The organism is Gilliamella sp. wkB18, assembly GCF_001690875.1.
Classification (GTDB): Bacteria; Pseudomonadota; Gammaproteobacteria; order Enterobacterales; family Orbaceae; genus Gilliamella; species Gilliamella apicola_A.
Map to the genome: position 1 here is coordinate 16128 of NZ_LZHM01000038.1, position 24667 is coordinate 40794.

Genomic DNA, 24667 nt, shown 5'->3' on the forward strand with positions numbered 1-24667 from the left:
GGGTTAACGTGCGTTCAGTCTTTTTTGTAGTTCATAATCTTGTACAAGTAATCGGATTTTATCATATTGTCTTTTTTCAAGTAATAACTGTTCGTTTGATTGTTGTATACCACCAACTGGAGCAACATTAACACCAAAAGGAACTGTGTTTAATGTCGGTACGCCATGATTACTTTCAGATTTGCCTTGTTGATACTGTACTCCTGCAATAATGGCTAAGGTAACACAAGCAGCAAGTCCTACTTGACCTACTTTTGATATGACATCTTTAATACGTATCCAAAGTAAGCTTTCAGTTTTTGGAATAGAAACTTGATTCGGATTAGGTTGGTTATCTAACTGATCATATAAATTTTCATTAGCAACTGCTTGTGCAACTTGATTAGAAATGTCTAGAGTTAATGAGCTACTATGCAGTGCACCTCGCATGACATCTCGTACAATATGGTAACGGTGCCAGCATGATTGTAAACTTACATCTTTTGATATTTCATCCATAATCTGTTGGTCTGTAAGTTGGTCATCCATAAGTAGTGAAAGTTGTTCTTTCTGTTCTGTTCGCATAGTAGATACCTTAAAATTTATGACTACTCTCAATCAATTTTTATTTCCATTAACTAATTAATGGTTTAATTTTTTCATCAATCGCATCTCTTGCTCTAAAAATGCGTGATCTCACTGTTCCAATCGGTGTATCCATAATTTCGGCAATCTCCTCATAACTTAATCCTTCAATTTCACGCAGTGTAATTGCAATCCTTAAATCATCAGGCAATGATTCAATTGCTGCAAATACCGTCTTTTTGATTTCTTCTGAAAGCGCTAAATTTTCGGGATCATCAGGATCCCTAAGAGAATCTGCACCTTCATAACTTTCGGCCTCATTAGCATCGATGTCAGATGACGGCGGCCTGCGACCTTGAGAAGTTAAGTAATTCTTTGCTGTATTTACTGCAATTCGGTATAACCAAGTGTAAAAAACACTTTCTCCCTTAAATAGACTTAAAGAGCGATAAGCCTTAATAAAGGTTTCTTGCACAACATCAGGGACTTCAGAAGCAAGTACATAACGAGAAACCAAATGAGCCAATTTACTTTGATAACGTATTACAAGTAAATTGAACGCATTTTTATCTCCACTTAATACACGAGCAACCAATACTTGATCTGTTACTTGCTCCCCCATTAAAGGCCATTCCTCATTATGTTAATAACTGCTAGCTGACCCAAAATATGTGCACACATACAGTTAGATTCTTAAAATTTAAAAAAGTTCCAATATTTTAATAGAAAATTAATTTTTTTTCTGTTTAAAATAGAACTGCCCTATTTTTATTTGAATTAATAATTGATTTTATGATATTTTTCATATTTATATCACTTTTAGTGATCATCTAATTCAATAAAAAGATCTCACGTTTACCAACATCATTATAGGTGATTTGGTAAAATTGAGGTAGATTAAAATTAACAGAGCTGCTTGTAGTAAACGTAAAACGATCATCAGATAAAACATAAAAATCATTGATATCTTTGACCATATTTTCTTTTGTGCCATTGCAATTGCGATAAATTTCTACTTGGTTGTGTTCATTTAATATATAAAGATCAAAACCTGAATTGGTATCTTCAAAAAAGAATTGGATAATACCTTCATAAGCAACACTGTCAATTTCTTTGGGTAATTCATCAGTTTCATCTAGTATATTCAATGGACGACCTTGAACTTTATTATTTGATACCGCACCATAAAAATCAACCGCATTTTCGAACTGATGAAACGAAACACCTAAGCGTTCAAAAAAAAGATACCACGAAGATCCATCAATTCTTAACGGTTTTACTTGTGTGAAATTATTTTGTGTTGTAGTTAAACGAAGTTCAATACATTCATCCATTAATTTTTTTATTTGCTGTTTAATTTCTATACTTAGATATTTACTGTAGCAAAAAATTTCAATAGGATTAGGTAAATCAGCATCTTTATGCATTCGATTTAGTAATGTTTTAATGGCTTCTAGTACACATAACGATCCACTAAAATGCAATACACGTATTTCATTCCATGAATTTCTATAAAGTAGATCAATTGATCCTACTAAGCTAAGCTCTTTTTTACCATAATTTAAAACATTTTTACTAATTTCATATTCTAATTCTAAATTGGAACTTGGATCATTTTCTAAATTTAAAATAATAGCTAAATGGCGAATTTCGCAAGGACCATATAACTGTTCTTCTGTAGCTGCGGGCACTATAATTGGGAAATATTCTTTTAGATCGCTGATGAACCGGTTGATTTTTGAATTATCTCTATCATCTGCATCATGATAATAAAATTCGGTTGTATCAGAAATTAAACCATTAAAATAACACCAACTTATTAGTTTAACAAGATATTTACTGTATTCTAGATATTGATGCCCTGATATTGATTCCAATACTGGTTTTTGATTATAAACATACCAGCCAGCTCGATTTATTCGGTCTTCTTTCACATGGATAAACGTTAACGCTTCTTCTTGTAAGTTATTGGAAATATTAAGTTTTAATGTTGTTATTTTACCTGGCAAAACTTCAAAAGAAGCATACAATTTACGCGTTAAAATAGCTAAGTCTTGTGGGCTAATTAATGAATCTAAATTATTTCGGCGACCAAAATTTAGTAAATTACGATAACCTGTCATCATTGTGTGCAAAAGTATTTCATGCATTTCGCGGACAGATTGAATTTTCCATGTATTACTTGCATCTAACTTTGTAATTCGCTGTTCACTCCAATTCCATTTTTTAACTAGATTATTTAATACATCTCGACGCCATGAAGCAGCTTTATTAGGTTGAGATAATTTTTCATTGACTTTTAAGTAAAAACAGTTTCGTATTAATTCCAATCTCTCAAGATCTTTAATTTCGATTAAATATTTTGTGATCCTGTCTAAAAGCATATAATAAGAATCTAAATAAATATTTTTCTTAGTTTCAGATTTTTGTATACATTCTCTCATTTCATAAGCGATCGGCCTATTTTCTGGATAGCTCCATGAATAGGCTTCGAGCAATAATGTTTTAAGCACCGCTTTAAAAGGAGAATCAATACTTTTATAAAGCTGCCACAAGCATGCTCCGAAATACTCTTCTGCTGATAATCCGGTTAATGGTCCAAAATCAATCCATTCTTCACGATTTACTAATTTTAGTTCAACTAAGGCGTTAACGCATTGCTCATACGTTGGGTGACTTACGTTATTTATTGTTAAATTATAAGGCACCGCAAACCATAATAGGTATTTACCGGCTAAAAGGTTTGCGGTACGATAAAATTCTTCAAGTAACAAAATATGTTGTGCTGATCCACAGTTTTCTCCCATTAAACATTCATGATGTTTATTAACGAACCGATCAGCATTTACAACAAAGAGTGTTAGTTTTACTTGTTGTTTTTCCGCCCATTGTTCTACTAAACGACATTTCTGTAGTAACGTTTGTTTTCGACTTTCTGATAAATTATTTTCAATACATATCCAAATGTCTAGATCAGACTGAACAGATTGACCAATGGAACAAGTACTACCCATTGAATATAATGCTGATATTTCTGATTTGGCTGCATTTGCTGTAGGAATAAAACCAAAATCATTTTTAAGTTGTTTTTCAATTTCATGAGGTAGATGATAATAAGCTATACCATGAGGTGTATCTTCATTAATGTACCCAGGTATTTTGGGATCATGAAAATGAAAAATAGCTGGTAACAACGAAAAAACGTATTGAAATTCAGCTGACATTCCAATCAAAGCTCGTTCATACTTTAGATTGGCTAGATCTTTAAGTTCTTTTTTTATGTTACTAATATTATATAGCATAGCATTATTTAGATAAAACAGGTGTACCACCAACGGACGGCAATCAATCTAACACTTTATAACTAGAAGGTAAATAGACTAAAAATTTTTAATATCTATAAATTAAGTTATTATTCACAATAATTGTAAAATTATTAAACAGTTTAATAACATTAATTTTGTTAAATATGTTGATAATAAAGCATCTGTTTTATTATCAATAGTAAGTTTCGATGAACAATTGCAATTATTATTTTAATTAAGACAAAAGATACTACAAAGGTAACTCAGTGGTATCTGTTTACTAAGTAGATATCTAGAATCAATCAATATTACATTTGATATATGATTAAAGGAGAAATAATTAAGTCGTTGGCTCTCCCAATAAAGCAAATCATAATATTAGATCAATGAAATTAATGTATCACATCATGAGCAAAGATCACCTATCTTTTTATGGGGGGCTCTAATTCTTTCAATTTTGAATACTATATAACTAAATCTATGTGAATTTGAAAACTGATTTACTATATGGATTAGCTTGTTTTACAAATACCCTATTAATTTAATTGATTGCTTAACCGAAAAGCTGAATGAAGAAAAAGATCTGATTATTCGTTTTATTTTTATCATTATGAATGATTATATTATTTAGGATATAACAGCCTAAACATTAAATGTTTTTATCACAGCTACTGCTAACTTAGCTTTTTTGATTCATTTGACTTTAATAATAAATTTTATAGGTACGCAAAATAAAACAGAGTTTTTTAACAACCTGTTGCGTATTTAACTACTAATACTGTAGAATGATACTGCATTTCGAAATTCTTTGAGTATCACGCAACAATTCTTTTATGTATAACAAGTTGTTTAATTATCTTTCATTAACAACTTTATGTTCGAACGCTTTTAATAAGCAGAAAATAGACAAACATCTGAGCATTCTTTCAGATTGCTATAGTATCTAGAAATTGACACTTCATCTGCCCGTTAAGTAAGCGTTACATATTGATTTAAATCACTTAAAAACAAAGGGTACTAAAATGAAACATTCCAAGAAATTATCTTTTACATTAGTTGCATTATTATCTTTTCCCGTAGTAAATCTTTATGCTGCAGAACCATTAACAGCAAAAGAAAGTAGTAATTTGGTACCAATGAAAGAAATCTCTGTAACAGGCAATTATTTACAAGCAGAAAACGCAGCTGATGATATTTCAAGAATAGCAGATGAAGCTGGCGCTAAATATTATCATATAACAGCTATTGAAAATGCTACTACTACAGATTCCGCTGATTTAGCTGTTGTTTACGCTGATATTTATCAATCAAATGCGCCAATCACATTAAAAAAAGATGAAACAACTTATAACGGAATTGTGGCATATGAACGCAATAAAGCACTTTATTATTTACCATTTGAAATTGTTAAATTTAAAGGCAATTTCAATAATACTTCTGAAATTACTAACGAAGCAAGTAAAATAGCTGCCGAGAAAAATGCTTATGCATTTTACATTACATCCATTACTTCAGCTAATTTACAAAATCTGGCGCAAGATGTGGAGGTAGCTTTATATAAAAAGGATGCCCCTGTAAGAGATTATATTGTTACTAAGGCGATTGAAGGCGAAGATGCATATGAGTTAAGTAGTGATGCATTCAAAATTATGAAACCTTATAACACAATTAGTTTCCATGGGGTATTTAATAATACTTCTGAAATAAGCTCTGCTGCACAAAAGCATGCCATTGCTAATGGGGCTCATTTTTATTATGTTAAAGAAGTTACATCAAATGCTGCAGGCACTGCTCAAACTGTATTTGTGAATTTATATAAATAATGTTATTGCAATAGTAATTTTCCACGTGTGAAATCATTTATGATCACGTGGAAATAAATAACCATACTATATCTTCTATTGATTAGTAATCCTGTTTACGCACTTGGTGCTCTATACTGAAAATTATTTATGGTATCGCTTCTTATTTTATAAAACCGGATATTTTTTCAGCTAGCTGAGTGCAATCGTGATTATGACAAGAGTTTACTATATACCACTAAACTGAATCAATTAATTATAATGTTAAAACCTAATTATGGTTTGGGAGGTACTATTACGCCCTTTCATTTCGAAAATGTTACTATTAATAGCTATAATGTTAATAATGATGAAAGTTCAAAATTAAAACAAATATTGAACTATATAACAAGGCGTTCTATTTTTTGCTAGCATGAGCACAAGAGGAATAATTCAAAAAATAATGATGGCTGGGGTACCAGGATTCGAACCTGGGCATGGCGGGATCAAAACCCGCTGCCTTACCGCTTGGCTATACCCCAATATAAAAAATAAGGCACTTGGTATGGACAATGTAAGATTTGAACTCATACAACTTTCGAAACTAAATTATGAATTAGCATATCTATCTACTAGGCGCTACCACAACAATAGCAGCTAAGCAGCGTTTAGGGCAATATGCCAAAATTTAAATCATGCCGAATCGAGTAATGTTGAATATACTAACACTGTAATGGCTGGGGTACCAGGATTCGAACCTGGGCGTGGCGGGATCAAAACCCGCTGCCTTACCGCTTGGCTATACCCCAAAAAGGATAAATACTAAGATTAAATGGTGCGGGTGGAGAGACTTGAACTCACACACCTTGCGGCGCCAGAACCTAAATCTGGTGCGTCTACCAATTTCGCCACACCCGCACTGAACACTTTCGATAAAAGTACTACTTAATCTTCATGGTGGCTACGACGGGATTCGAACCTGTGACCCCATCATTATGAGTGATGTGCTCTAACCAGCTGAGCTACGTAGCCATTTATTCGCAACGTCATAACCAACACTGCGAGGCGCATTATGCTTGTGTTACGGCAAATCGTCAACTCTTTTTTTAAGATATTTTGAAAAAAAGTGGCGACTGATTAAGTTACAATCAAATACAGTTTAATAACAATTCAATTCGTTTTTTTTGCAATTCGAGCTGAATATTTTTACCAGTGAACCCTTCAGCAATAATATTTTGGACATCCACGCTTCTAGCTATTTTATAGGCATTTTCAAGATATTGAGCTTGGGGATATGAATCGGTTTCAGAAAAAGCCTGGCTTGCAATAATCAATTGATTAAGGTGTTGTGAATTACGCCATACATCAATATTATTTAGTAAGTTAAGAATTTGACTAGCTTCTAGTCGTTGTATTTGCTCCACGTTTTTTCGATATTGTTGTACCATAATAGCAATTTTAGTATATTGGCTCGGTGTTTTAATTTTATTACATAGCGTTTTAACCAATGTGCTATTCACTATATTTCCACATAAAACAGCAAAACGAATGATTAGATTATCAGTCAATAATACTGATTTTTTTAGTGCATTAAGAAGATCATTTGTTAGCATTACAGATGGAAATAATAGTGAAAGTGCGCCGCATTGTTCGAGCACTTGAAAATAAACCTGAGGGTTTGCTGTTGATAATGCTTTCTCAGTTTCTTTCCAGACTCGTTCAGCTGTAAGGTATATAACCTCCCCTTCTGATACCATTTCTTTCATTAGATCCATTGTTTCTTGGGCTATTACAAATCCTAATTGATGATAACGAGCAGCAAAGCGTGCAACACGTAAAACACGTAATGGATCTTCACGAAAAGCAGGAGAAACATGACGTAATAATTTGTGATGAAGATCATCAACACCATGATAAGGATCAATAATGTTGCCATTTTCATCCATCGCTATAGCATTAATAGTGAGATCACGACGGATGAGATCTTGCTCTAAGGTAATATGTTTACCGAAGTCACAGGTAAACCCTGTATAACCCTTTCCTGATTTACGTTCAGTACGAGCTAATGCATATTCTTCTTTTGAAGTCGGGTGTAAAAAAATAGGAAAGTCCTTTCCCACTTGATGAAAACCTTGTGATACAAGTTCATCGGGTGTTGCTCCGACTACAACCCAATCACGATCAGCAATTGGTAATCCTAGTAAATTATCACGTACAGAACCACCAACTAGATAGGTTTTACTCATTTAATGCATCCAACGATCTTTTTTGCGTCGACGAGGCATAATATTAGGTAGAATTAGCCCTAAGAGAAAACCACCTCCTGCAACAAGACCACCATAGGTAAACCAAGTAATAATTAAATCACGCCGTTTATCGTCAACTTGATTTAATGCTGAATCCAGTTGTACTTCTTGTTCTTTGAACTTTCTTTCTAATTCATTATTTTTATTTTGTAGGTTTTCAATTAATTTTTCCGATGTTTGTAACTTTTCAACATAATCACTAATCATTTTTTGATGATAATCTTCTGCATTATCTACTTTGTCTTTATATTCTGCGATTTTTGCTTCTAAAACAGGGATTCGTTCTTTATAACTTGGATAGTCATTTAATTTGTTCGTTTCAATCCATGCGACTTTACCACTGTTAAGTTTGATACGTGTATATTTTCCATCAGGACTTTTTTCGAGCTCAGTAACTTTAGCTCCACTTTTGACCGTATATAAAATTGCATGCTGTTGGCTCGGACCACGGCGTAAATAAACATCAACCTCATCTGCCACATATTTATCTACTGCATTAGCATTTGAAGCCAACATAATAAAAGAAAATAAAGTAATAATATTCTGTTTTTTCATTATATTTCAAACAATCATCCGTAAATAATTTACATGATAACATAAAAAAATATCTTTTCGCACAATCATTTTACAATTGATGTAGGTAGAACCTGAGTTATGAAATATACTTAAATGAAATCGATTACATTTTTATGAGATATCAATCAAAAAATATTATAGTTATTAACAAGTAAATTATTGTGATCGTTACTATACATTATTTGCTCATTAAGTAATAAATCAGGTTATAGCTTAAATTATCATTAACTTTATATCCAAATTAAAAAACAACCTATTTTCGTGAGTTGAACTGTAAAAAGCTTTTGGTTCTTATGATTTAATACATAGATGTGGAGGAATATGCAATTAACTATTTTTAAAAATAAAATCAAATATTTATCAAAAAATTAATACGATTGTTAATAATAATTTTTGGACACCAAAATATACCCAAATTATTATTGACCAATAAGCGTTATAACTATAGGTGAGCTTAAAATGTTGATAAAGAAAATTTATAATCTATAAAAAAACAAGAATCTCAATTAGTATCTTATTTTTTGCCTATTACACTATTTTTATGGCATTGCCATCAAATAACTTATCAAGTTTTTCTATAAATGCTTGTTTAGGGCGATGAAAAAAGATACCTTGTTCAGGCATTCCTCGCAGAAATAGATAATAAACACCACCGAAATGAGTTTGATATTGATAATTTGTAATTCGGCTTCTTAAAAAGCGGTGTAAAGCTAAACTGTAAAATTGATATTGTAAATCATAGCGATGCTCGCACATTACTTTTTCTAACGCGTTTTTCTCATAATATGATACATTATTACCTAACCAATTTGATTTATAATCTACTATATAATATTTACCTTCAAATTCAAAAACCAAATCAATAAATCCCTTTAACATACCCTGTACTGTGCCAAAATCTAATTCAGGGCATAATTTTGATAGTTCATCATATTCTTTACATAAACTATCTAATTGCTGACTAGATATTTTTTCACGAATTGGAAAATGAAATTGTAATTCATTAATGCATTTTCCTATTAATGCATTTGATAATATTAAGTTTGGTTGATGAAGTTTCGTGGTTAGTACCTTTTGCATCCATACTTTGATAGGTTCATTCCACACTGTATCCAAATTAAGTTTTTTCAACATTTGAATACATAATTCATCAACATTTTCTGATGCAAGATTTTCCATAACGCTATGCATTAATGTACCAACATAGGCTCCTTTTGGAAAATGATGAATATCATATTGCAAATTAGTTGAATTTGTAATTTCTGATTGTGGTTGATATTCGTCCCAGTCATTATTGAGTTCTGGATTATAAGCCAATGCGGTATTATTACGCTTTTGTAATTCCGTATAACTAGTTACTCTCCAACAAGTTGAAAGCTGTCGTGAAAAAACATTAGCAGATAATGATGTTTTTTTTAAAACAGGGGAAACATATTTTTCAGTTACTATTGGCAACTGAACATCTACTAAATCAGCAATATTTGCAATCGAACGTAAATCATATTTTAATAGGTGATTTATAGCTGATTGTTTTTTCTTTAAAAAAGCAATTCCAATACTGCAATGATATATAGATCTAGTCATAGCAACATATAATAACCGTAAATCTTCGGCAAGGCGTTCTTCTTCTATTTGTTTTTTAATTTCATCTGTTAATAACCAAGCATATGTTAACTGATAGTCATTTTTTTTATCATGATAAAATTGACTTTCTGATGAACGATACATAGAAATAAATGGTAACCATACAATCGGAAACTCCAAACCTTTTGATTTATGAATGGTTATGATTTTTAATAAGTTTTCATCACTTTCAAGACGCTGCTCATGATTTTCTAAATTCAAATCAGGATTTACAATTTGTTTTTTTAACCAACTTATTAACGAATGAGGGTTATCTAATTCATTTTCTGCTTCTTGCAATAATTCACCCAAATGCATTAAATTAGTTAATATACGTTCACCATTTTGGCGAACTAAAATATCTTCAGCTAAATGACGTTTTTTCATCATTCGGCGCAGCATAACAAATACACCATAGTGTTGCCAAACAACTTGATACTGTTTAAACTCTTCTACTAAACTTTCCCATTTATCTTGGTCATCAGTGATTTGTTCAAGCTCAGACATCGTTTGCCCAAATAGAGAGGTCATTAATGCCAATCTTAACATTGATTCGTTTTCAGGCATTAATACTGCATGTAACAAGCAAAGAACATCTTTTGCTTCAGCTGAAGAAAAAACGCTACGATGATTTGATAAGTAAACACTTTTGATACCAGAATCCGACAATTTTTGACGTATAATCTCAGCCTCACGTCCAGTACGAACCAAAATAGCAATATCAGAAGTAGTAACAGGACGTAATTCATGTTGATTATTGATTAATATCGAAGGATCAGATAACCATTTCACAATTTGTTTAGCACAACAACCTGCCATATACTCTTGATATTCGTCATTGGTAGAAATATCATCAGGCAATAAATAAGCAGTGAATGCACTAGCCTCTTGATTATTAATTAATAAGGCTTTTCGTTCATTCTGCTTTGCTACGTTCATTGGTAAAAAAGGAATGTCTTTAAAGATAAACGGATTATCATGATTAGCAAATAACTGGTTAACAGCACTTATCATCGGTGCGGATGAACGATAGTTAACATCCATTGTAAAATAATTTTCACCAGTTGACTGCTTGGCTTTTAAATAAGTAAAAATATCAGCGCCGCGAAAACTATAAATAGCTTGTTTCGGATCACCAATAAATAGCAAGCCGCAATCAGATTGTTGACTATCATAAATACGATTGAAAATTTGGTATTGAAGAGGATCAGTATCTTGGAATTCATCAATTAAGGCTACACAATATTTTTTTGCAATACTTTGAGCTAACCGTTTTCCTGTTTTTTTGCATAAAGCACGATTAAGTTGCCAAATAAGATCATCAAAACTTATCTCTCCGTATTTGAGTTTTTCGTCATAAATTCCCTTTTGTATAACCTTCACAATATCCATTAATATTTGGCTACGCAAATCTATCGGGTGTTTACATAATGTCTCAATTTTTTCAAAAATAGTATGACAAGGGACGATTTTTCCTTTTTTTGTTTTTTCGGTTAAGACAGACTGACTAAACCTTTCCAGTTCATTGGGCAATTCAAATGTGTAGGTATCTTTATTTGCCCATTGAGATACTTTAGCCAACCAATTAGGTAAATTTCGGATACTATATGATTGTTTATTTATCCCTGACTGTGTAATTATACTAGTAATTTCTTCGATTGATGTTAACCATTCATGTTTTATCTCGTTAATCTTTGTCAATTTTTTTTGATAAAAGGTGTGTATTTTTGAAACAATATCAAAATTAATTTCATCACTGTCATGTTGTTCTAAATTTAAATATGGTGTGATATCTTTCAATAAGCTTTTTGGGTCTTGCCACGTAGCAAATATTAAATATGCCAGTGATTTATCAAGTGGCGAAAAATAGCGACGCCAAAATTCCTGCACTACACGCAATTGTAGTTGATATTCATCTGCAACAAAATTTTGTTCAAATAGAACACCAGATTCAAAAGCATGACTGGTTAAAATACGCTGACAAAAACTATGTATAGTATAAATTGCTGCATCGTCCATTGATTGATGAGCGTCATTTAGTTTCTGCAAAGCTGATTGACGATCAACAATTAACTCAATTAATTGTTGAAAAATAGGATCTTTATGATGCCCTTGCTGTAACCCTATTTTTAATTCTTGAATATTTAGCCTGATGCGAGAACGAAGTTCTTGAGTTGCTGCTTTTGTAAAAGTTACAACAAGAATTTGGCTAACATTTAAAGGTTTTGGATAACTATTTTGACCAATACCAAGCAATAGCCTTAAATAAATAAAAGCGAGAGAATAAGTTTTACCTGTGCCTGCCGATGCCTCAATTAAGGTTCGACCTGTTAAAGGTAAATCAAAAAGGTTGAGTTTTTTTATCCTACTTGATGAAACCATTCAAGCTTCCCAGCTGCATTTGAAGACAAATCCACACAGGCAATAGCCGCAGTTGAAAACATAGATGGCAGAGCTTGCGGGCATAGCTCGCCAATTAAATATCCTACTAACGGCAAGTGAGATACTACTATTATATTTTCAAAACTTTGTGACAATAACATAATTAATAAATCAACAATATGTGATGGGCTACCACCTGGAACTAACAATTTATTCGTTTCAATTTTTGAAACACTCACCTTTGATGATAACACCGATAGTGTTTGTTGTGCACGTAAATAGGGACTTACTAAGCCTAAATCAAATTGAAAATTTTGCTGCTTAAGCCATAGTCCAACTTGATTTGACTGTTTAATGCCATAAGTAGTCAGCGCTCGCTCGGAATCAGTGGAAGCAGAAAACCCTGCTTCGCCATGCCTCATAATGCAAACTTTCATTAATTTTCAATTAACGTAATTTTAATTGAAAAATCATACATTCAGCGCCACAACAAAATGTAAATTTAGCAGCTAATTTAAAACCACTTTCTATTTTTTCGATGCTACTGGTGATTTCACACGGTTCGGTTTCTACATCTTTTGCAGATTGTGTTAATAATGCTAATTTATTTTTAGCTTCTGACTCTGTTGCAAAAACGTGCTCATATTCAGCACTACAATTTTCATTATCAATAATAGTACCTACATCCACACAACAACAAGCAGGAGTTTCATTTGCTTTACATTTGCTTTGAGAATCTGACATGTTACACCTCTATTTACGTTTTTATTGTTAGTAGTATACTCTCAATCATAAATAAGGGCAAAATTCTGATAATAATTACTTTCGATTAATCACATATTAATTTTCTACTATACAGGTAGTTGAATATTCTTTTTTACAATTAACGTAATGATTAATTACTTTTTAAAATTAGATCTTTGTGGCATATCATATAAGACGTAAAAATTATATTTTTATTAATATTTCTTCTATAATATTAAAATAGCCATATTCATAAAATGGCAATTTTAGTCTCAACGACGTTTTTATGAAAAACTTAGATGCGACTGTGATCACCACAGCCGTACTTAGTATGACAAAATCTTTTTTATCAATATACAAAACTTTTCAATTAACTATAATAGGTTCGGTTGCCAACAATCAATTAGTACAATACATACTATATATTTTTATTGTTTAAGGTATAAACAAACACATATCATTTATATGAATCTTTTTATTCGGCTGATGTTATATCTATCCAATTTGCTAGATTAAATACTGTAGAGTTTTCAACAATCGACAAAATTAAAATTAATTTGAAAATTAATGGATAAAATTTACATTATGATCACTCAGTGCAATTCCCCCCTAACTGTATCAAGTTGCCGTGGTAATGAAGCAAACCAAATCGACCTAAACAGTCAAGCACTGTCGACTCACAGTTTTGGCATGAAAGGAATGAAATCACCCGTAACATGGGGCGATTTGGTGAACTCAATTGTCATCAACAATTTTATAGCCGTGTTCGATTGCTTAATCAAAAAGTCAAGGTCAAAGGCGACCAAAACAAACCGTTTGAATGTCATGATCAATATAATGTTGCCGATAAGCTTGGCAAAATGAGCGACAACTACAGAGGGCTGATTTTAACCCAAGATTAAAAAAGCCCGACTAAGTAGCATCAGCCACCAACCGTATAACCATGGACAATTACCGGTTGAGCTGAGCTACAAAGGCTAGCATGAACACTTTTATTTTGATAGGGCAGATAACTTACAGGGTATTGAATTACCACTTGATGAGTTAAAACATGCATCACATGCCCCAAAATTACCGCAACCCCATATAAACTCTAGATAGTAGTTAATAAAATTAAAATTTAGGTGCTGGTGGGCGAATACGCTTTTTGGTAAAACCATTATCAGATATTTCTGATTTATTGGCTCTACGATTTCGTTTTCCACTGGAAGTGCCACCAACTAAACTCATCTTCATTGGCTTATTAAGTATACGTACTTTTTCAAAGTGCTTTAAGATGTCTTTTGGCATTCCTTTTGGTAACTCAACCGTTGAATAAGTGTCATATAGTTTAATATTACCAATATAACGGCTGCTAATATCTGCTTCGTTAGCAATTGCACCAACAATATGACGGACTTCGACTCCATTTTCTTTACCAATTTCGATACGATACATATCCATATCTCCTACATCGCGGCGTTCGCGACGTTTTGGTAATTCTCGATTATCACCACGTAAACGATGCTCACCACTGCGGCTATCTCGATCACGTATTTCATGAGAAGATTTAAACACTGGGTCAGGAGGAAGAATTAATGGTCGTTCGCTTTGTGCTAATTTTAATAAAGCAGTTGCAATTGTTTCCAAATCTGCACAGCTATCAGCTTGTATTTGCGCTAACAATTTCTGGTATTGATTTAAATCATTACTTTGAAGTTGCTTTTGCACTTGCTCAACAAATTTGGTTAAACGGCGTTTTTCTAGCAACTCTTTAGAAGGTAATCCCACTTCTGGAATTGTTTTTTTAATTGTTCGTTCAATATTTTTAAGTAAACGGCGCTCACGGCTATCAACAAATAAAATAGCTCGTCCTGCACGACCAGCTCGTCCTGTTCGTCCGATACGGTGTACATAAGATTCAGAATCTAAAGTAATATCGTAATTGATAACCAAACTAATACGTTCAACATCTAAGCCTCGAGCTGCAACATCAGTCGCAATTAAAATATCTAAACGACCACTACGAAGACGATCTAGTGTTTGTTCACGTAATTGTTGTGTCATATCACCATTTAATGCTGCACAACTGTAACCATGTTTCTCAAGAACTTCAGCCACTTCTAACGTTGCTGATTTTGTACGAACAAAAATAATCGCTGCATCAAAATCTTCCGCTTCTAAGAAACGAATAATAGCTTCATTTTTACGCACTCCTCGAACTAACCAGTAGCTTTGTTCGATATCAGGTGCTGTTTGATTCGTTCCCTTGATTTGTACTTCTTTAGGGTTATGCATAAATCGTTTAGTAATACGACGAATTGGAGCTGGCATAGTCGCAGAAAATAGCGCAGTTTGATGATCTTCGGGAATCGTAGCCATAATACTTTCAACATCATCAATAAAGCCCATTCTTAACATTTCATCAGCTTCATCGAGTACTAATCCTTTAAGACTAGTAAGATCCAAAGTTTTACGATTTAAATGATCAAGTAAACGGCCTGGTGTCCCCACCACAATTTGTGGACCTTGTTTCAAAGCTCGTAATTGTACGTCGTAGCGCTGCCCACCATACAGAGCAAGCACTTTTACACCTTTCATGTATTTTGAATATTCCGAACAGGCATCTGCTACTTGAATAGCTAGTTCACGTGTTGGTGCTAACACTAAAAGCTGTGGTACTTTTAGATTTGGATCTATATTCATTAAGAAAGGAATCGAAAAAGCAGCTGTTTTACCACTTCCTGTTTGAGCCATTCCCAATACATCGTGACCCTCTAATAATAAAGGAATACACTCAGATTGGATTGGTGATGGTTTGGTAAAACCAAGATCATTTAATGCATTAAGGATATCCTTGGATAATCCAAGGTCAATAAAAGAAACTTCTTTTGTCATGTAAACTCGCTTATAAAAACTAGATATATATATACTTGCTTTCTTAAAGTACTGCCTTACTACTATTTATCAATAGCTCGAATAATTGTGATTAGCTTTAACCAATCTAATAACAAATATTATTTCGTAATTTTCTAACGAAAGAAAGTATACATGAATATAATGCCAGCTCACTAAATTGAAAATTTACAACTCACTACTATAACTAACTACGAATATTGATTAAATTAGTAAAAGTTGTGAATGTTACATGGACAAATATAAAACCTGTTCCATACTCTGATCTAAATTTGGATAAAGCCGACTAATAATATCAACAAATCTTATTAAGATACTATTAATGGCAAATCAGAACTAATTTATAACAATATTTTCACTTTTAAAACTGGCATGACCCTTGTTACTTTTCTTCAAGTAACTTTACTTCATAGAGTGCCTGTTGATGTTCAACAAAGTTATAAATATTATTCGTTAAAGCATATTTAAATAACATTTTGGCACGCTCTTTATCACCTTTACTCTGGTAATACTTACCTAAGTAAAAGTATACTTCACAAAGACGCTCGGCTAATTGCCGATTATTTTCAACGCCCCGTTGAATATTTTGCATTAATTTAGATTCGGAAATTTTGCCTAAATAAAATGCAATAATGTTACTACTATAAATCGTTTTGTCATTTATCAGATTATAACGGTTTTGTAGCATATTTAAGGCTTTTTTATCATCAATCTCTTTTTCAATTAGATAAAGCCATAAAATTCTGATCGGCTCATTTATATCATATTGATAAAATTTAATTGCATCATAATCTGCTGCTTGATAATGTCCTGTACGATACAATGTAATTGCTCGATTCAAATAAGCATAAGCATAAGTAGGGTCTAATTCTAACGTTGTATTAAATGATATTAAAGCAACTTCAAAATCCCCTTCTCTTAATGCGTAAGTTCCTAGAAAATTATATACATCTGGAATTTCTGGGTTAAAACTAAGTAGATGAGAAAAATCACTTTGTGCAAACGCTTTAAAACCTAAGGAGTCATAAATAATTCCTCTCTCAAAAATAAGTTGCATCCTTGTGGTTGTATTAATATTTCTTCGAGATAACTGCTGGCTTATCTGAGCAACTCTTAATTCATTATCATAAGAAACTTGCTCAGGAATAGCTAGTATAGGTAGAGAATTAGTGCAACCTGACAAAAGTATAACAGCAAGTAAACAGCATACAATCCTCAGGTTAAACAATCTCATATTTAACTCCTAGTGAGTAATATTTTATTCTACAGAGTGCACAGCTTCCGGTAGTGTTTCTATTGCATCCTTCATACTTAATCGGATTCGTCCTTGTCTATCAATTTCCAATACTTTGACATTCACTTCTTGTCCTACCTTTAAATAATCACCGACTTTCTCAACTCGGTGATCTGCAATCTGAGAAACATGAACAAGACCTTCTTTACCACCAATAACTGATACAAATGCCCCAAAATCAACGATTCTGGTTACTTTTCCGGTATAAATCTTTCCAATTTCAACATCTGCGACTAAATTAGTGATACGATCCATTGCATCTTTAGCTTTATTGCCATCTGATGCTGCAATTTTAACAGTACCATCATCAGTGATTTCAATTGTGGTACCTGTTTCTTCGGTTAATGCTCGGATTGTTGCACCACCTTTACCAATAATATCACGAATTTTTTCTGGATTAATATTCATTGTGTAAATGCGTGGAGCAAATTCTGAAATCTCTTGGCGAGGTTTATTAATCGCCTGATCCATTACATCTAAAATATGTAAACGAGCACCTTTCGCTTGATTAAGTGCTACTTGCATAATTTCTTTAGTGATACCTTCAATTTTTATATCCATTTGCAATGCGCTTACACCTTCACGTGTACCTGCTACTTTAAAATCCATATCTCCAAGATGATCTTCATCACCTAAAATATCAGACAATACGACAAACTTATCGCCTTCCTTCACTAAACCCATTGCAATTCCTGCAACTGATGATTTAATTGGCACACCGGCAACCATAAGTGCAAGTGAAGCACCACAAACAGAAGCCATTGAAGATGAACCATTTGATTCCGTAATTTCAGAAACAACACGCACAGTATATGGAAAATCTTCTTTGCTTGGCATTACAGCTGCAACACCTCGTTTAGCCAAGCGTCCATGACCAATTTCTCGACGTTTTGGTGACCCAACCATACCTGTTTCACCTACAGAATATGGAGGAAAGTTATAATGCAGTAAGAAACGTTCTGTATATTCGCCGGTTAGTTCATCAATAATTTGTGCATCACGCTCAGTACCTAATGTGGCAGAAACTAATGCTTGGGTTTCACCACGAGTAAATAATGCGCTACCATGTGCTCTTGGTAATAAATTTGTACGTATATCTAACGCACGAATCATATCTTTTTCTCGCCCATCGATACGTGGTTCCCCAGCAATAACACGCTTACGAACAATTTGACTTTCCAACTCAACAATAATATTAATCACTTCGTTTTCATCGAGTTCGTCATTTTGTTCTTTTAGTGTAGCTAAAACTTCTTCTTTAATTAAATCAATTTTTGCATAACGTGCTTGTTTTTCAGTAATACGATAAGCTTCACCAAGGCGATCTTTAGCTAGTTCTGAAATAGCATTATATAGCGCTTCATTCTTAGCTGGTGGCACCCAATCCCACTTTTCACGATTTGCTTTAGCTACAAATTCATTAATATTGTCTATAACAACTTGTTGTTGTTCATGCCCTAAAACTACTGCAGCTAACATTTGCTCTTCTGACAATAAATCAGCTTCTGATTCCACCATTAATACAGCACTTTTAGTACCAGCAACAACCAAATCTAAACGGCTATTTTCAAGCTCCTTCACCGATGGATTTAGCACAAACTCATTATTAATCAATCCAACTCTTGCTGCCCCAATAGGGCCATGGAATGGGACTCCAGACAAACAAAGCGCAGCAGAAGCACCAATCATTGCAACTAAATCAGGACTAACATCTGGATTTACCGAAACAACTGTTGCAATAATTTGGATTTCATTAACAAATCCTTCAGGGAATAATGGGCGAAGGGGACGGTCAATTAAACGTGCAATTAGCGTTTCACCTTCACTCGGGCGACCTTCGCGTTTAAAAAAACCACCAGGAATTCGCCCAGCTGCATAAGTACGTTCTTGATAATTAACTGTTAAAGGGAAAAAGTCTTGGCCTTCCTTCACCTTTTTTTGAGCAACAACAGTTACAAATACTGCGGTATCATCCATATTTACCATGACTGCCGCTGATGCTTGACGAGCTAAAATCCCTGTTTCTAAAGTAACTGTATGACGCCCATATTGAAATTTTTGATATGTTGGATTAAACAAAATAATGCCCTCTTGTAATTTAATATGTTGAAGTTTTTAATTCGAAAGGAAGTAACAATAATTCAATTTATTGATACTCACTTCAACAGTGTGGGGAATAACCAACAAAAAGACTATTTCACTGTCACGACTAATGACAAATCTATAAATTATAGAGTTCTCATTAGTCGCGCGAAACATGAGATATAATCTTTTATTTGTTGTGTTACATAAAAGTATTAATTTTTTGAGGCTTATTGCTAGATCAAAGCCTCAATATTTTTCAAGAAAAAGAGGCCTAAGCCTCTTTTCAAGTAGATTATAATTAGCGACGTAATCCTAATTTTTGAATTAATTGATTATAACGATCAATATCTTTACGACGTAAGTAATCTAATAATTTACGGCGACTAGATACCATGCGTAATAAACCACGACGGCTGTGGTGATCTTTCTTATGTTCAGAAAAATGACCTTGCAAGTCATTAATACGTGCAGTCAAAAGAGCAACTTGAACTTCAGTTGAACCAGTGTCATTAGTACCACGACCAAATTCAGCCACGATTTTCGCTTTAGTTTCTACAGTTAGAGACATAATAAACCTCTTAAAAATTAATATAAAATATGGGATGTCCAATCTCTAATTCAGACATACCTCGGTATTCATATAATAAATATATAAACCGTCCGCAATTATACTCAAATTTAATAAAATAGCAATGTGATTCCGCTAAGCACCGAGGATTTACTTAAGTTCAAAACCATATTCTTCTTGAATAAGTTTTTTAAGTGCTTCTATATAATTTTGTGCTGAAATACTCAATTGTGCTTTTTGTGAAGTAATCCAACCAATTAATATTTTTTCTTCTACATCAAGAGGAATCGATAAAATGTCTGAGCCATTCAAATCGGTACTTAGCACACCAGTACTAATTGTATAACCATTGAGTCCATGCAATAAGTTAAATAATGTTGCTCTATCGCTAACATGTATACTTTTTTTATGATAAACCGTACTTAAAATCTCTTCTGAAAAATAAAAAGAATTATACTCTCCTTGTTCAAAAGATAGATATGGATAATCTTCAAGATCATTTAAGGTTAATGACTTCATTGCTACTAAAGGGTGATTAGTACTAATAAATACATGGGGAGCAACCTCAAAAAGAGGGTTGAATGTTAGTCGATGCTCTTTAAGTAAACGTGAGATTACTTTTTGATTAAAATCGGTCAGATATAAAATTCCAACCTCACTGCGCAAATTTGCTACATCAGTAATAATATCATAAGTCCTTGTTTCTCTCAGCGTGAATTCATATTCATCAGTATGATTTTTTTTAATAAGGTTAACAAATGCATTAACGGCAAAGGCATAATGCTGTGTTGATATGCTGCATAATTGTTTAGAAGGCTCTTTTTTAGAATAGTGCTGTTCTAGTAGTTCGGCTTGATCTAAAACTTGCTTAGCATAACCTAAAAACTCAACACCATCAGTGGAAAGAGAAACACCTTTAGATGTGCGCACAAATATTTCAATACCAAATTCATTCTCTAGCTCTTTCACTGCTGTTGATAAGCTCGGTTGCGTAATGTATAAATTTTTGGCTGCTTCATTAATCGAGCCTGAACGGGCGATTTCCAAAATATAACGTAATTGTTGAAGTTTCATAATGTCAGTTAATTGTGTAGCATAAACTATTTTAATTAACACAAATATATACTAAATAGTATTTAATTGAAGTAAATAATTGTTGTCATTTTTATACTCAATCGAATCTTTTCCTGAAAGTTTTTAACAATAATTTACTTGCTATTAAGCCCAGAAAAATGGCTTAAGAAGCTACGGACTTAATTATAAAATTATTTTAGCTATATTGGTCAAAACACAATTAATATTGAAATATAGCAAAATACTCATTATTTAACTGGTAATACACTAAAAGAAGTTTTCATAAATCAATTTGATACTCATAAGCGTTGAAACAGTAATTAGCATTGGTCTGATTAGTTTACGACCTTTAGTAATGACCATCTTAGCGCCAATCCTTGCACCTATAAATTGACCAACTAGCATCACAAGACCAATTGACCATATCACTTCGCCCCCAACAATAAAAAACAGCAAACCAGCTAAATTTGAGGTGAAGTTTAATACTTTGGTATGAGCCGTTGCTTTGGTTAAATTAAATCCTAACAATGTAATATAGGCTAAAGCATAAAATGAACCCGCACCAGGACCAAAAAAACCATCATAAAATCCAATGCTAAAAGCGGGAATTAAAGCAAATTGGATGAGTGAAAGCCGGTTTTTACAGTCGTTTTCCCCTATGTTTTGGGAAAGTAAAAAATACATCCCGACACCAATGGTTAAGATAGATAATAATAGTTTTAAAAAGTCAGCTTTGATATGCATCACTAATAATGAACCAACTGCAGAGCCAATAAAAGCAAAAGTAATTGCCCATTTTTGCTGTATTATATCCACCATACGCTGATGAATAAAATATAAGCTAGCAGAAAATGATCCACCACAACTTTGTAATTTATTTGTGGCCAATGCACTTGCGGGCGGCAGACCAACTGCAAGTAAAGCCGGCACGGTTAATAAGCCACCACCCCCCGCAATTGAATCAATGAAACCAGCTAAAGTTGCAATTATGAACAGTAAAATAAACAATTCATAATTCATAACGAATTTACATCATTACATTGTGCACGATAGCGAAGATAATGGTCCATAAGTACAATAGCTACCATAGCTTCGGCTATTGGTACAGCTCGAATTCCTACACAAGGATCATGTCGACCACGAGTGCTAACTTCCACTGATTCATTATAAATATTGATTGATTGACCTACTAGACCAATACTTGGTGTCGGTTTTAAAGCGATATTAGCCAAAATAGTTTGGCCCGTACTAATTCCCCCCAAAATGCCACCGGCATGATTAGAAAGAAAGCCTTGTGGCGTAATCTCATCACGATTTTCGCTACCACGCTTATTAACAACAGCAAAACCATCTCCAATTTCAACACCTTTTACTGCATTTATGCTCATTAACGCATGTGCAAGATCTGCATCAAGTTTGTCAAATACTGGTTCACCTAATCCAATAGGAACATTTTCAGCAACAATACAAACTTTAGCCCCAATCGAGTCGCCTTCTTTCTTTAAATTTCTGAGTAACTCTTCAAGTAATTCTAATTTACTTTCATCTGCACAAAAAAATGGATTATGCTCAACCTGTTGCCAATCGCTTAACTCACATTCAATATCACCCATTTGAGCTAAATAACCTCGAATTTCGATACCAAGCTTTTCACGCAAATATTTTTTAGCTATTGCGCCAGCAGCAACACGCATCGCCGTTTCACGAGCAGAAGATCTTCCACCACCTCGATAATCACGTATTCCATATTTTTTTTGATAAGTAAAATCAGCATGACTTGGTCTAAAAATATCTTTAATTTGGCTATAGTCTTGTGAACGCTGATCCATGTTTTCAATTATTAAACCAATACTCGTACCTGTTGTTATTCCATCAAAAACACCCGATAAAATTTTCACTTGGTCTGCTTCGCGGCGTTGGGTGGTATAACGTGATGAGCCAGGTCGACGACGATCGAGATCCCTTTGCATATCGGATTCCGTCAAACTTAGTCCAGGAGGTACACCATCAACAATACATCCTAAAGCAATCCCGTGTGACTCACCAAAAGTAGTCACTTTAAATAACTTTCCAATTGAGTTTCCAGCCATAATAATTTTATTCCAATTATTGAAAACAGCTTATTTAAAATAGTCATGATATTGGATGAGATTTTCAAGTGTAATTGAAAAAACACCATGCCCACCATGTTCAAAATCAATCCAATTAAAAGGAACGTTAGGGTATTGTTTTTGCAAACTTATCCAACTATTACCCACCTCACAAACTAATACTCCATTTGGAGCTAAATAATTTACTGCATCGTTTAAAATTCGTTTAACTAAATCCAATCCATCAAATCCAGCTTCTAGAGCTAATTTTGGCTCATACAAAAATTCTACAGGTAGATCACTCATGTCTTCATCATCAACATAAGGAGGATTTGAAACAATAAGGTCGTATTTTTTTGGTGGAATATCATTAAATAGATCGGACTGGATTGGTATTACTTGAAAATCCATTTCATGTAATTCGATATTTGTCTGAGCAACATCTAATGCTTCTAATGAGATATCTGTTATATCAACTTGAGCTTTGGGAAAAGCGAAAGCGCAAGCAATGCCAATACATCCACTACCTGTACATAAATCTAAAATATTTACAGGATCACTAGATAATAGTGTGCGAAATTGATTGTTAATTAATTCTCCAATTGGAGAACGGGGTATTAAAACTCGTTCATCAACATAAAAACAATGCCCACAAAACCAAGCTTGATTAATTAAATATGGAGTTGGCACCCGATCTTTAATTCGTTTTTGAATAATATCGAATAGCTGCTGCTTTTCGTTATTAGTTAAGTTTGCATTATAAAATTCTGGTGGAATAAATAACGATAGACCAAGACTACCTAAAATAAGCTGTTTTGACTCATCAATAGGATTATCGGTACCATGCCCAAGATAAATTTCCGATTGACTAAATTGTGAAGTTGTCCAGCGTATAAAATCCTGAACAGTACATAAATTTTCCATTAGTGCTCCCAATAATCGAGGAGAGAGGAATAACTTGTCATTTCAGGTAGCTTACATATACAAGATGTATATTGCCAAAATAATATTAAAAGCTATATCTGATATTCACAGTGAACAAGATGATCCTATCATCCTTCAATGACTTAATTTTAATGGCGGTGAGGAAGGGATTCGAACCCTTGATACGTTGCCGTATACACACTTTCCAGGCGTGCTCCTTCAGCCACTCGGACACCTCACCTATTCTTTAGTAGAAGACTGCATACTATAATGATCATAAGATAATTAATCAAGTATTTTAATTGGTACAAACAATAATACCAAAAGCCGCAATAATACCTAATATAACCACTACTGAAATTAATGCATATTTTAGATCTATATTCATATCTGTATCTCCACTCATTTTACTGGTTAGCTTAATTAACCTATTTAACTGACGCATTAAATGAAGTT

20 protein-coding genes and 5 tRNA genes are annotated in these 24667 nt (G+C 33.3%); 2 read left to right on the forward strand and 23 right to left on the reverse strand.

Annotation, left to right across the window (positions count from 1 at the left end; translation table 11 throughout):
• Positions 1–3: 3 nt before the first annotated feature.
• From A9G48_RS02960 to A9G48_RS02970, 3 genes are all read right to left on the reverse strand, one after another.
• Positions 4–564, reverse strand: coding sequence for an RseA family anti-sigma factor (locus tag A9G48_RS02960; protein ID WP_034943819.1), 561 nt, complete (start codon positions 562–564; stop codon positions 4–6).
• Positions 565–613: 49 nt separating this feature from the next.
• Positions 614–1186 carry an RNA polymerase sigma factor RpoE gene (gene rpoE / locus A9G48_RS02965; protein ID WP_034943822.1) on the reverse strand — a complete coding sequence of 191 codons (573 nt, stop codon included), beginning with the start codon at positions 1184–1186 and terminating at the stop codon, positions 614–616.
• A gap of 208 nt (positions 1187–1394) precedes the next feature.
• Entirely contained in the window at positions 1395–3866 is a 2472-nt protein-coding gene (locus A9G48_RS02970; protein WP_065575767.1) for a class I adenylate cyclase, read from the reverse strand.
• Between the two features lie 1025 nt (positions 3867–4891).
• On the opposite strand from A9G48_RS02970, the gene A9G48_RS02975 reads away from it, so the two are divergent.
• Complete coding sequence (locus A9G48_RS02975) at positions 4892–5692, forward strand: YdgH/BhsA/McbA-like domain containing protein (protein ID WP_034943825.1); 801 nt, start codon at positions 4892–4894, stop codon at positions 5690–5692.
• A gap of 425 nt (positions 5693–6117) precedes the next feature.
• On the opposite strand, the gene A9G48_RS02980 is transcribed toward A9G48_RS02975, so the two are convergent.
• The 9 genes from A9G48_RS02980 to A9G48_RS03020 form a co-directional block, all read right to left on the reverse strand.
• Positions 6118–6192: transfer RNA gene (locus A9G48_RS02980), tRNA-Gln, on the reverse strand.
• Positions 6193–6384: 192 nt separating this feature from the next.
• Positions 6385–6459 (reverse strand) — tRNA-Gln (locus A9G48_RS02985).
• A gap of 24 nt (positions 6460–6483) precedes the next feature.
• Positions 6484–6568: transfer RNA gene (locus tag A9G48_RS02990), tRNA-Leu, on the reverse strand.
• A 37-nt stretch (positions 6569–6605) separates the two neighbouring features.
• A tRNA-Met gene (locus A9G48_RS02995) sits at positions 6606–6682 on the reverse strand.
• A 116-nt stretch (positions 6683–6798) separates the two neighbouring features.
• Complete coding sequence (locus A9G48_RS03000; RefSeq protein WP_065575768.1) at positions 6799–7896, reverse strand: CCA tRNA nucleotidyltransferase; 1098 nt, start codon at positions 7894–7896, stop codon at positions 6799–6801.
• On the reverse strand, positions 7897–8511 hold the full coding sequence (locus A9G48_RS03005) for a TIGR04211 family SH3 domain-containing protein (protein WP_051825037.1): 615 nt from the start codon (positions 8509–8511) through the stop codon (positions 7897–7899). It abuts the gene before it with no gap.
• Positions 8512–9060: 549 nt separating this feature from the next.
• Positions 9061–12537 carry an exodeoxyribonuclease V subunit beta gene (gene recB, locus A9G48_RS03010; protein WP_065575769.1) on the reverse strand — a complete coding sequence of 1159 codons (3477 nt, stop codon included), beginning with the start codon at positions 12535–12537 and terminating at the stop codon, positions 9061–9063.
• Positions 12516–12974, reverse strand: coding sequence for a phosphohistidine phosphatase SixA (gene sixA, locus A9G48_RS03015; RefSeq protein WP_034943836.1), 459 nt, complete (start codon positions 12972–12974; stop codon positions 12516–12518). Before sixA ends, recB begins: the two co-directional genes overlap by 22 nt.
• A gap of 10 nt (positions 12975–12984) precedes the next feature.
• Positions 12985–13281, reverse strand: a complete 297-nt coding sequence (locus A9G48_RS03020; protein ID WP_034943839.1) for a YfcZ/YiiS family protein — start codon at positions 13279–13281, stop codon at positions 12985–12987.
• 716 nt (positions 13282–13997) lie between these two features.
• Between A9G48_RS03020 and A9G48_RS03025 the strand changes: the two genes are divergently transcribed.
• A complete protein-coding gene (locus A9G48_RS03025) occupies positions 13998–14183 on the forward strand; it encodes a hypothetical protein (protein WP_034943842.1) in 186 nt (61 codons plus the stop codon).
• Positions 14184–14203: 20 nt separating this feature from the next.
• On the opposite strand, the gene A9G48_RS11930 is transcribed toward A9G48_RS03025, so the two are convergent.
• The 11 genes from A9G48_RS11930 to cydH all read right to left on the reverse strand — a co-directional run bounded on the left by A9G48_RS11930 (position 14204) and on the right by cydH (position 24599).
• Positions 14204–14338, reverse strand: a complete 135-nt coding sequence (locus tag A9G48_RS11930; RefSeq protein WP_255309144.1) for a hypothetical protein — start codon at positions 14336–14338, stop codon at positions 14204–14206.
• Positions 14339–14394: 56 nt separating this feature from the next.
• Entirely contained in the window at positions 14395–16158 is a 1764-nt protein-coding gene (locus tag A9G48_RS03030) for a DEAD/DEAH family ATP-dependent RNA helicase (RefSeq protein ID WP_080715850.1), read from the reverse strand.
• Between the two features lie 400 nt (positions 16159–16558).
• A complete protein-coding gene (gene nlpI, locus A9G48_RS03035; protein ID WP_034943844.1) occupies positions 16559–17410 on the reverse strand; it encodes a lipoprotein NlpI in 852 nt (283 codons plus the stop codon).
• Between the two features lie 24 nt (positions 17411–17434).
• Positions 17435–19549, reverse strand: a complete 2115-nt coding sequence (gene pnp / locus A9G48_RS03040) for a polyribonucleotide nucleotidyltransferase (RefSeq protein ID WP_034943847.1) — start codon at positions 19547–19549, stop codon at positions 17435–17437.
• Positions 19550–19853: 304 nt separating this feature from the next.
• A complete protein-coding gene (gene rpsO / locus A9G48_RS03045) occupies positions 19854–20123 on the reverse strand; it encodes a 30S ribosomal protein S15 (protein WP_034943850.1) in 270 nt (89 codons plus the stop codon).
• Between the two features lie 150 nt (positions 20124–20273).
• Positions 20274–21197 (reverse strand): LysR family transcriptional regulator, encoded by a 924-nt coding sequence (locus A9G48_RS03050; protein WP_034944753.1) that lies wholly within the window; start codon positions 21195–21197, stop codon positions 20274–20276.
• Positions 21198–21464: 267 nt separating this feature from the next.
• Positions 21465–22217, reverse strand: coding sequence for a TSUP family transporter (locus A9G48_RS03055; protein ID WP_034943852.1), 753 nt, complete (start codon positions 22215–22217; stop codon positions 21465–21467).
• On the reverse strand, positions 22214–23287 hold the full coding sequence (gene aroC / locus A9G48_RS03060; RefSeq protein WP_034943855.1) for a chorismate synthase: 1074 nt from the start codon (positions 23285–23287) through the stop codon (positions 22214–22216). Before aroC ends, A9G48_RS03055 begins: the two co-directional genes overlap by 4 nt.
• A 30-nt stretch (positions 23288–23317) precedes the next feature.
• Positions 23318–24211, reverse strand: coding sequence for a 50S ribosomal protein L3 N(5)-glutamine methyltransferase (prmB, locus tag A9G48_RS03065; protein ID WP_051825038.1), 894 nt, complete (start codon positions 24209–24211; stop codon positions 23318–23320).
• Between the two features lie 153 nt (positions 24212–24364).
• A tRNA-Ser gene (locus A9G48_RS03070) sits at positions 24365–24452 on the reverse strand.
• A gap of 57 nt (positions 24453–24509) precedes the next feature.
• Positions 24510–24599, reverse strand: coding sequence for a cytochrome bd-I oxidase subunit CydH (cydH, locus tag A9G48_RS11530; protein ID WP_162174515.1), 90 nt, complete (start codon positions 24597–24599; stop codon positions 24510–24512).
• Positions 24600–24667: the final 68 nt, after the last annotated feature.

What these genes read in the sequence shown, in the direction of transcription:
- recB (WP_065575769.1), bottom strand. Translation starts at nt 12,537, where the DNA reads ATGGTTTCATCAAGTAGGATAAAAAAACTCAACCTTTTTGATTTACCT.
- A9G48_RS03020 (WP_034943839.1), bottom strand. Translation starts at nt 13,281, where the DNA reads ATGTCAGATTCTCAAAGCAAATGTAAAGCAAATGAAACTCCTGCTTGT.
- sixA (WP_034943836.1), bottom strand. Translation starts at nt 12,974, where the DNA reads ATGAAAGTTTGCATTATGAGGCATGGCGAAGCAGGGTTTTCTGCTTCC.
- prmB (WP_051825038.1), bottom strand. Translation starts at nt 24,211, where the DNA reads ATGGAAAATTTATGTACTGTTCAGGATTTTATACGCTGGACAACTTCA.
- A9G48_RS03000 (WP_065575768.1), bottom strand. Translation starts at nt 7,896, where the DNA reads ATGAGTAAAACCTATCTAGTTGGTGGTTCTGTACGTGATAATTTACTA.
- nlpI (WP_034943844.1), bottom strand. Translation starts at nt 17,410, where the DNA reads ATGAGATTGTTTAACCTGAGGATTGTATGCTGTTTACTTGCTGTTATA.
- rpsO (WP_034943850.1), bottom strand. Translation starts at nt 20,123, where the DNA reads ATGTCTCTAACTGTAGAAACTAAAGCGAAAATCGTGGCTGAATTTGGT.
- A9G48_RS03030 (WP_080715850.1), bottom strand. Translation starts at nt 16,158, where the DNA reads ATGACAAAAGAAGTTTCTTTTATTGACCTTGGATTATCCAAGGATATC.
- aroC (WP_034943855.1), bottom strand. Translation starts at nt 23,287, where the DNA reads ATGGCTGGAAACTCAATTGGAAAGTTATTTAAAGTGACTACTTTTGGT.
- A9G48_RS03055 (WP_034943852.1), bottom strand. Translation starts at nt 22,217, where the DNA reads ATGAATTATGAATTGTTTATTTTACTGTTCATAATTGCAACTTTAGCT.
- A9G48_RS03050 (WP_034944753.1), bottom strand. Translation starts at nt 21,197, where the DNA reads ATGAAACTTCAACAATTACGTTATATTTTGGAAATCGCCCGTTCAGGC.
- A9G48_RS03025 (WP_034943842.1), top strand. Translation starts at nt 13,998, where the DNA reads ATGGGGCGATTTGGTGAACTCAATTGTCATCAACAATTTTATAGCCGT.
- rpoE (WP_034943822.1), bottom strand. Translation starts at nt 1,186, where the DNA reads ATGGGGGAGCAAGTAACAGATCAAGTATTGGTTGCTCGTGTATTAAGT.
- A9G48_RS02960 (WP_034943819.1), bottom strand. Translation starts at nt 564, where the DNA reads ATGCGAACAGAACAGAAAGAACAACTTTCACTACTTATGGATGACCAA.
- cydH (WP_162174515.1), bottom strand. Translation starts at nt 24,599, where the DNA reads ATGAATATAGATCTAAAATATGCATTAATTTCAGTAGTGGTTATATTA.
- A9G48_RS03005 (WP_051825037.1), bottom strand. Translation starts at nt 8,511, where the DNA reads ATGAAAAAACAGAATATTATTACTTTATTTTCTTTTATTATGTTGGCT.
- A9G48_RS02975 (WP_034943825.1), top strand. Translation starts at nt 4,892, where the DNA reads ATGAAACATTCCAAGAAATTATCTTTTACATTAGTTGCATTATTATCT.
- A9G48_RS02970 (WP_065575767.1), bottom strand. Translation starts at nt 3,866, where the DNA reads ATGCTATATAATATTAGTAACATAAAAAAAGAACTTAAAGATCTAGCC.
- A9G48_RS11930 (WP_255309144.1), bottom strand. Translation starts at nt 14,338, where the DNA reads ATGCATGTTTTAACTCATCAAGTGGTAATTCAATACCCTGTAAGTTAT.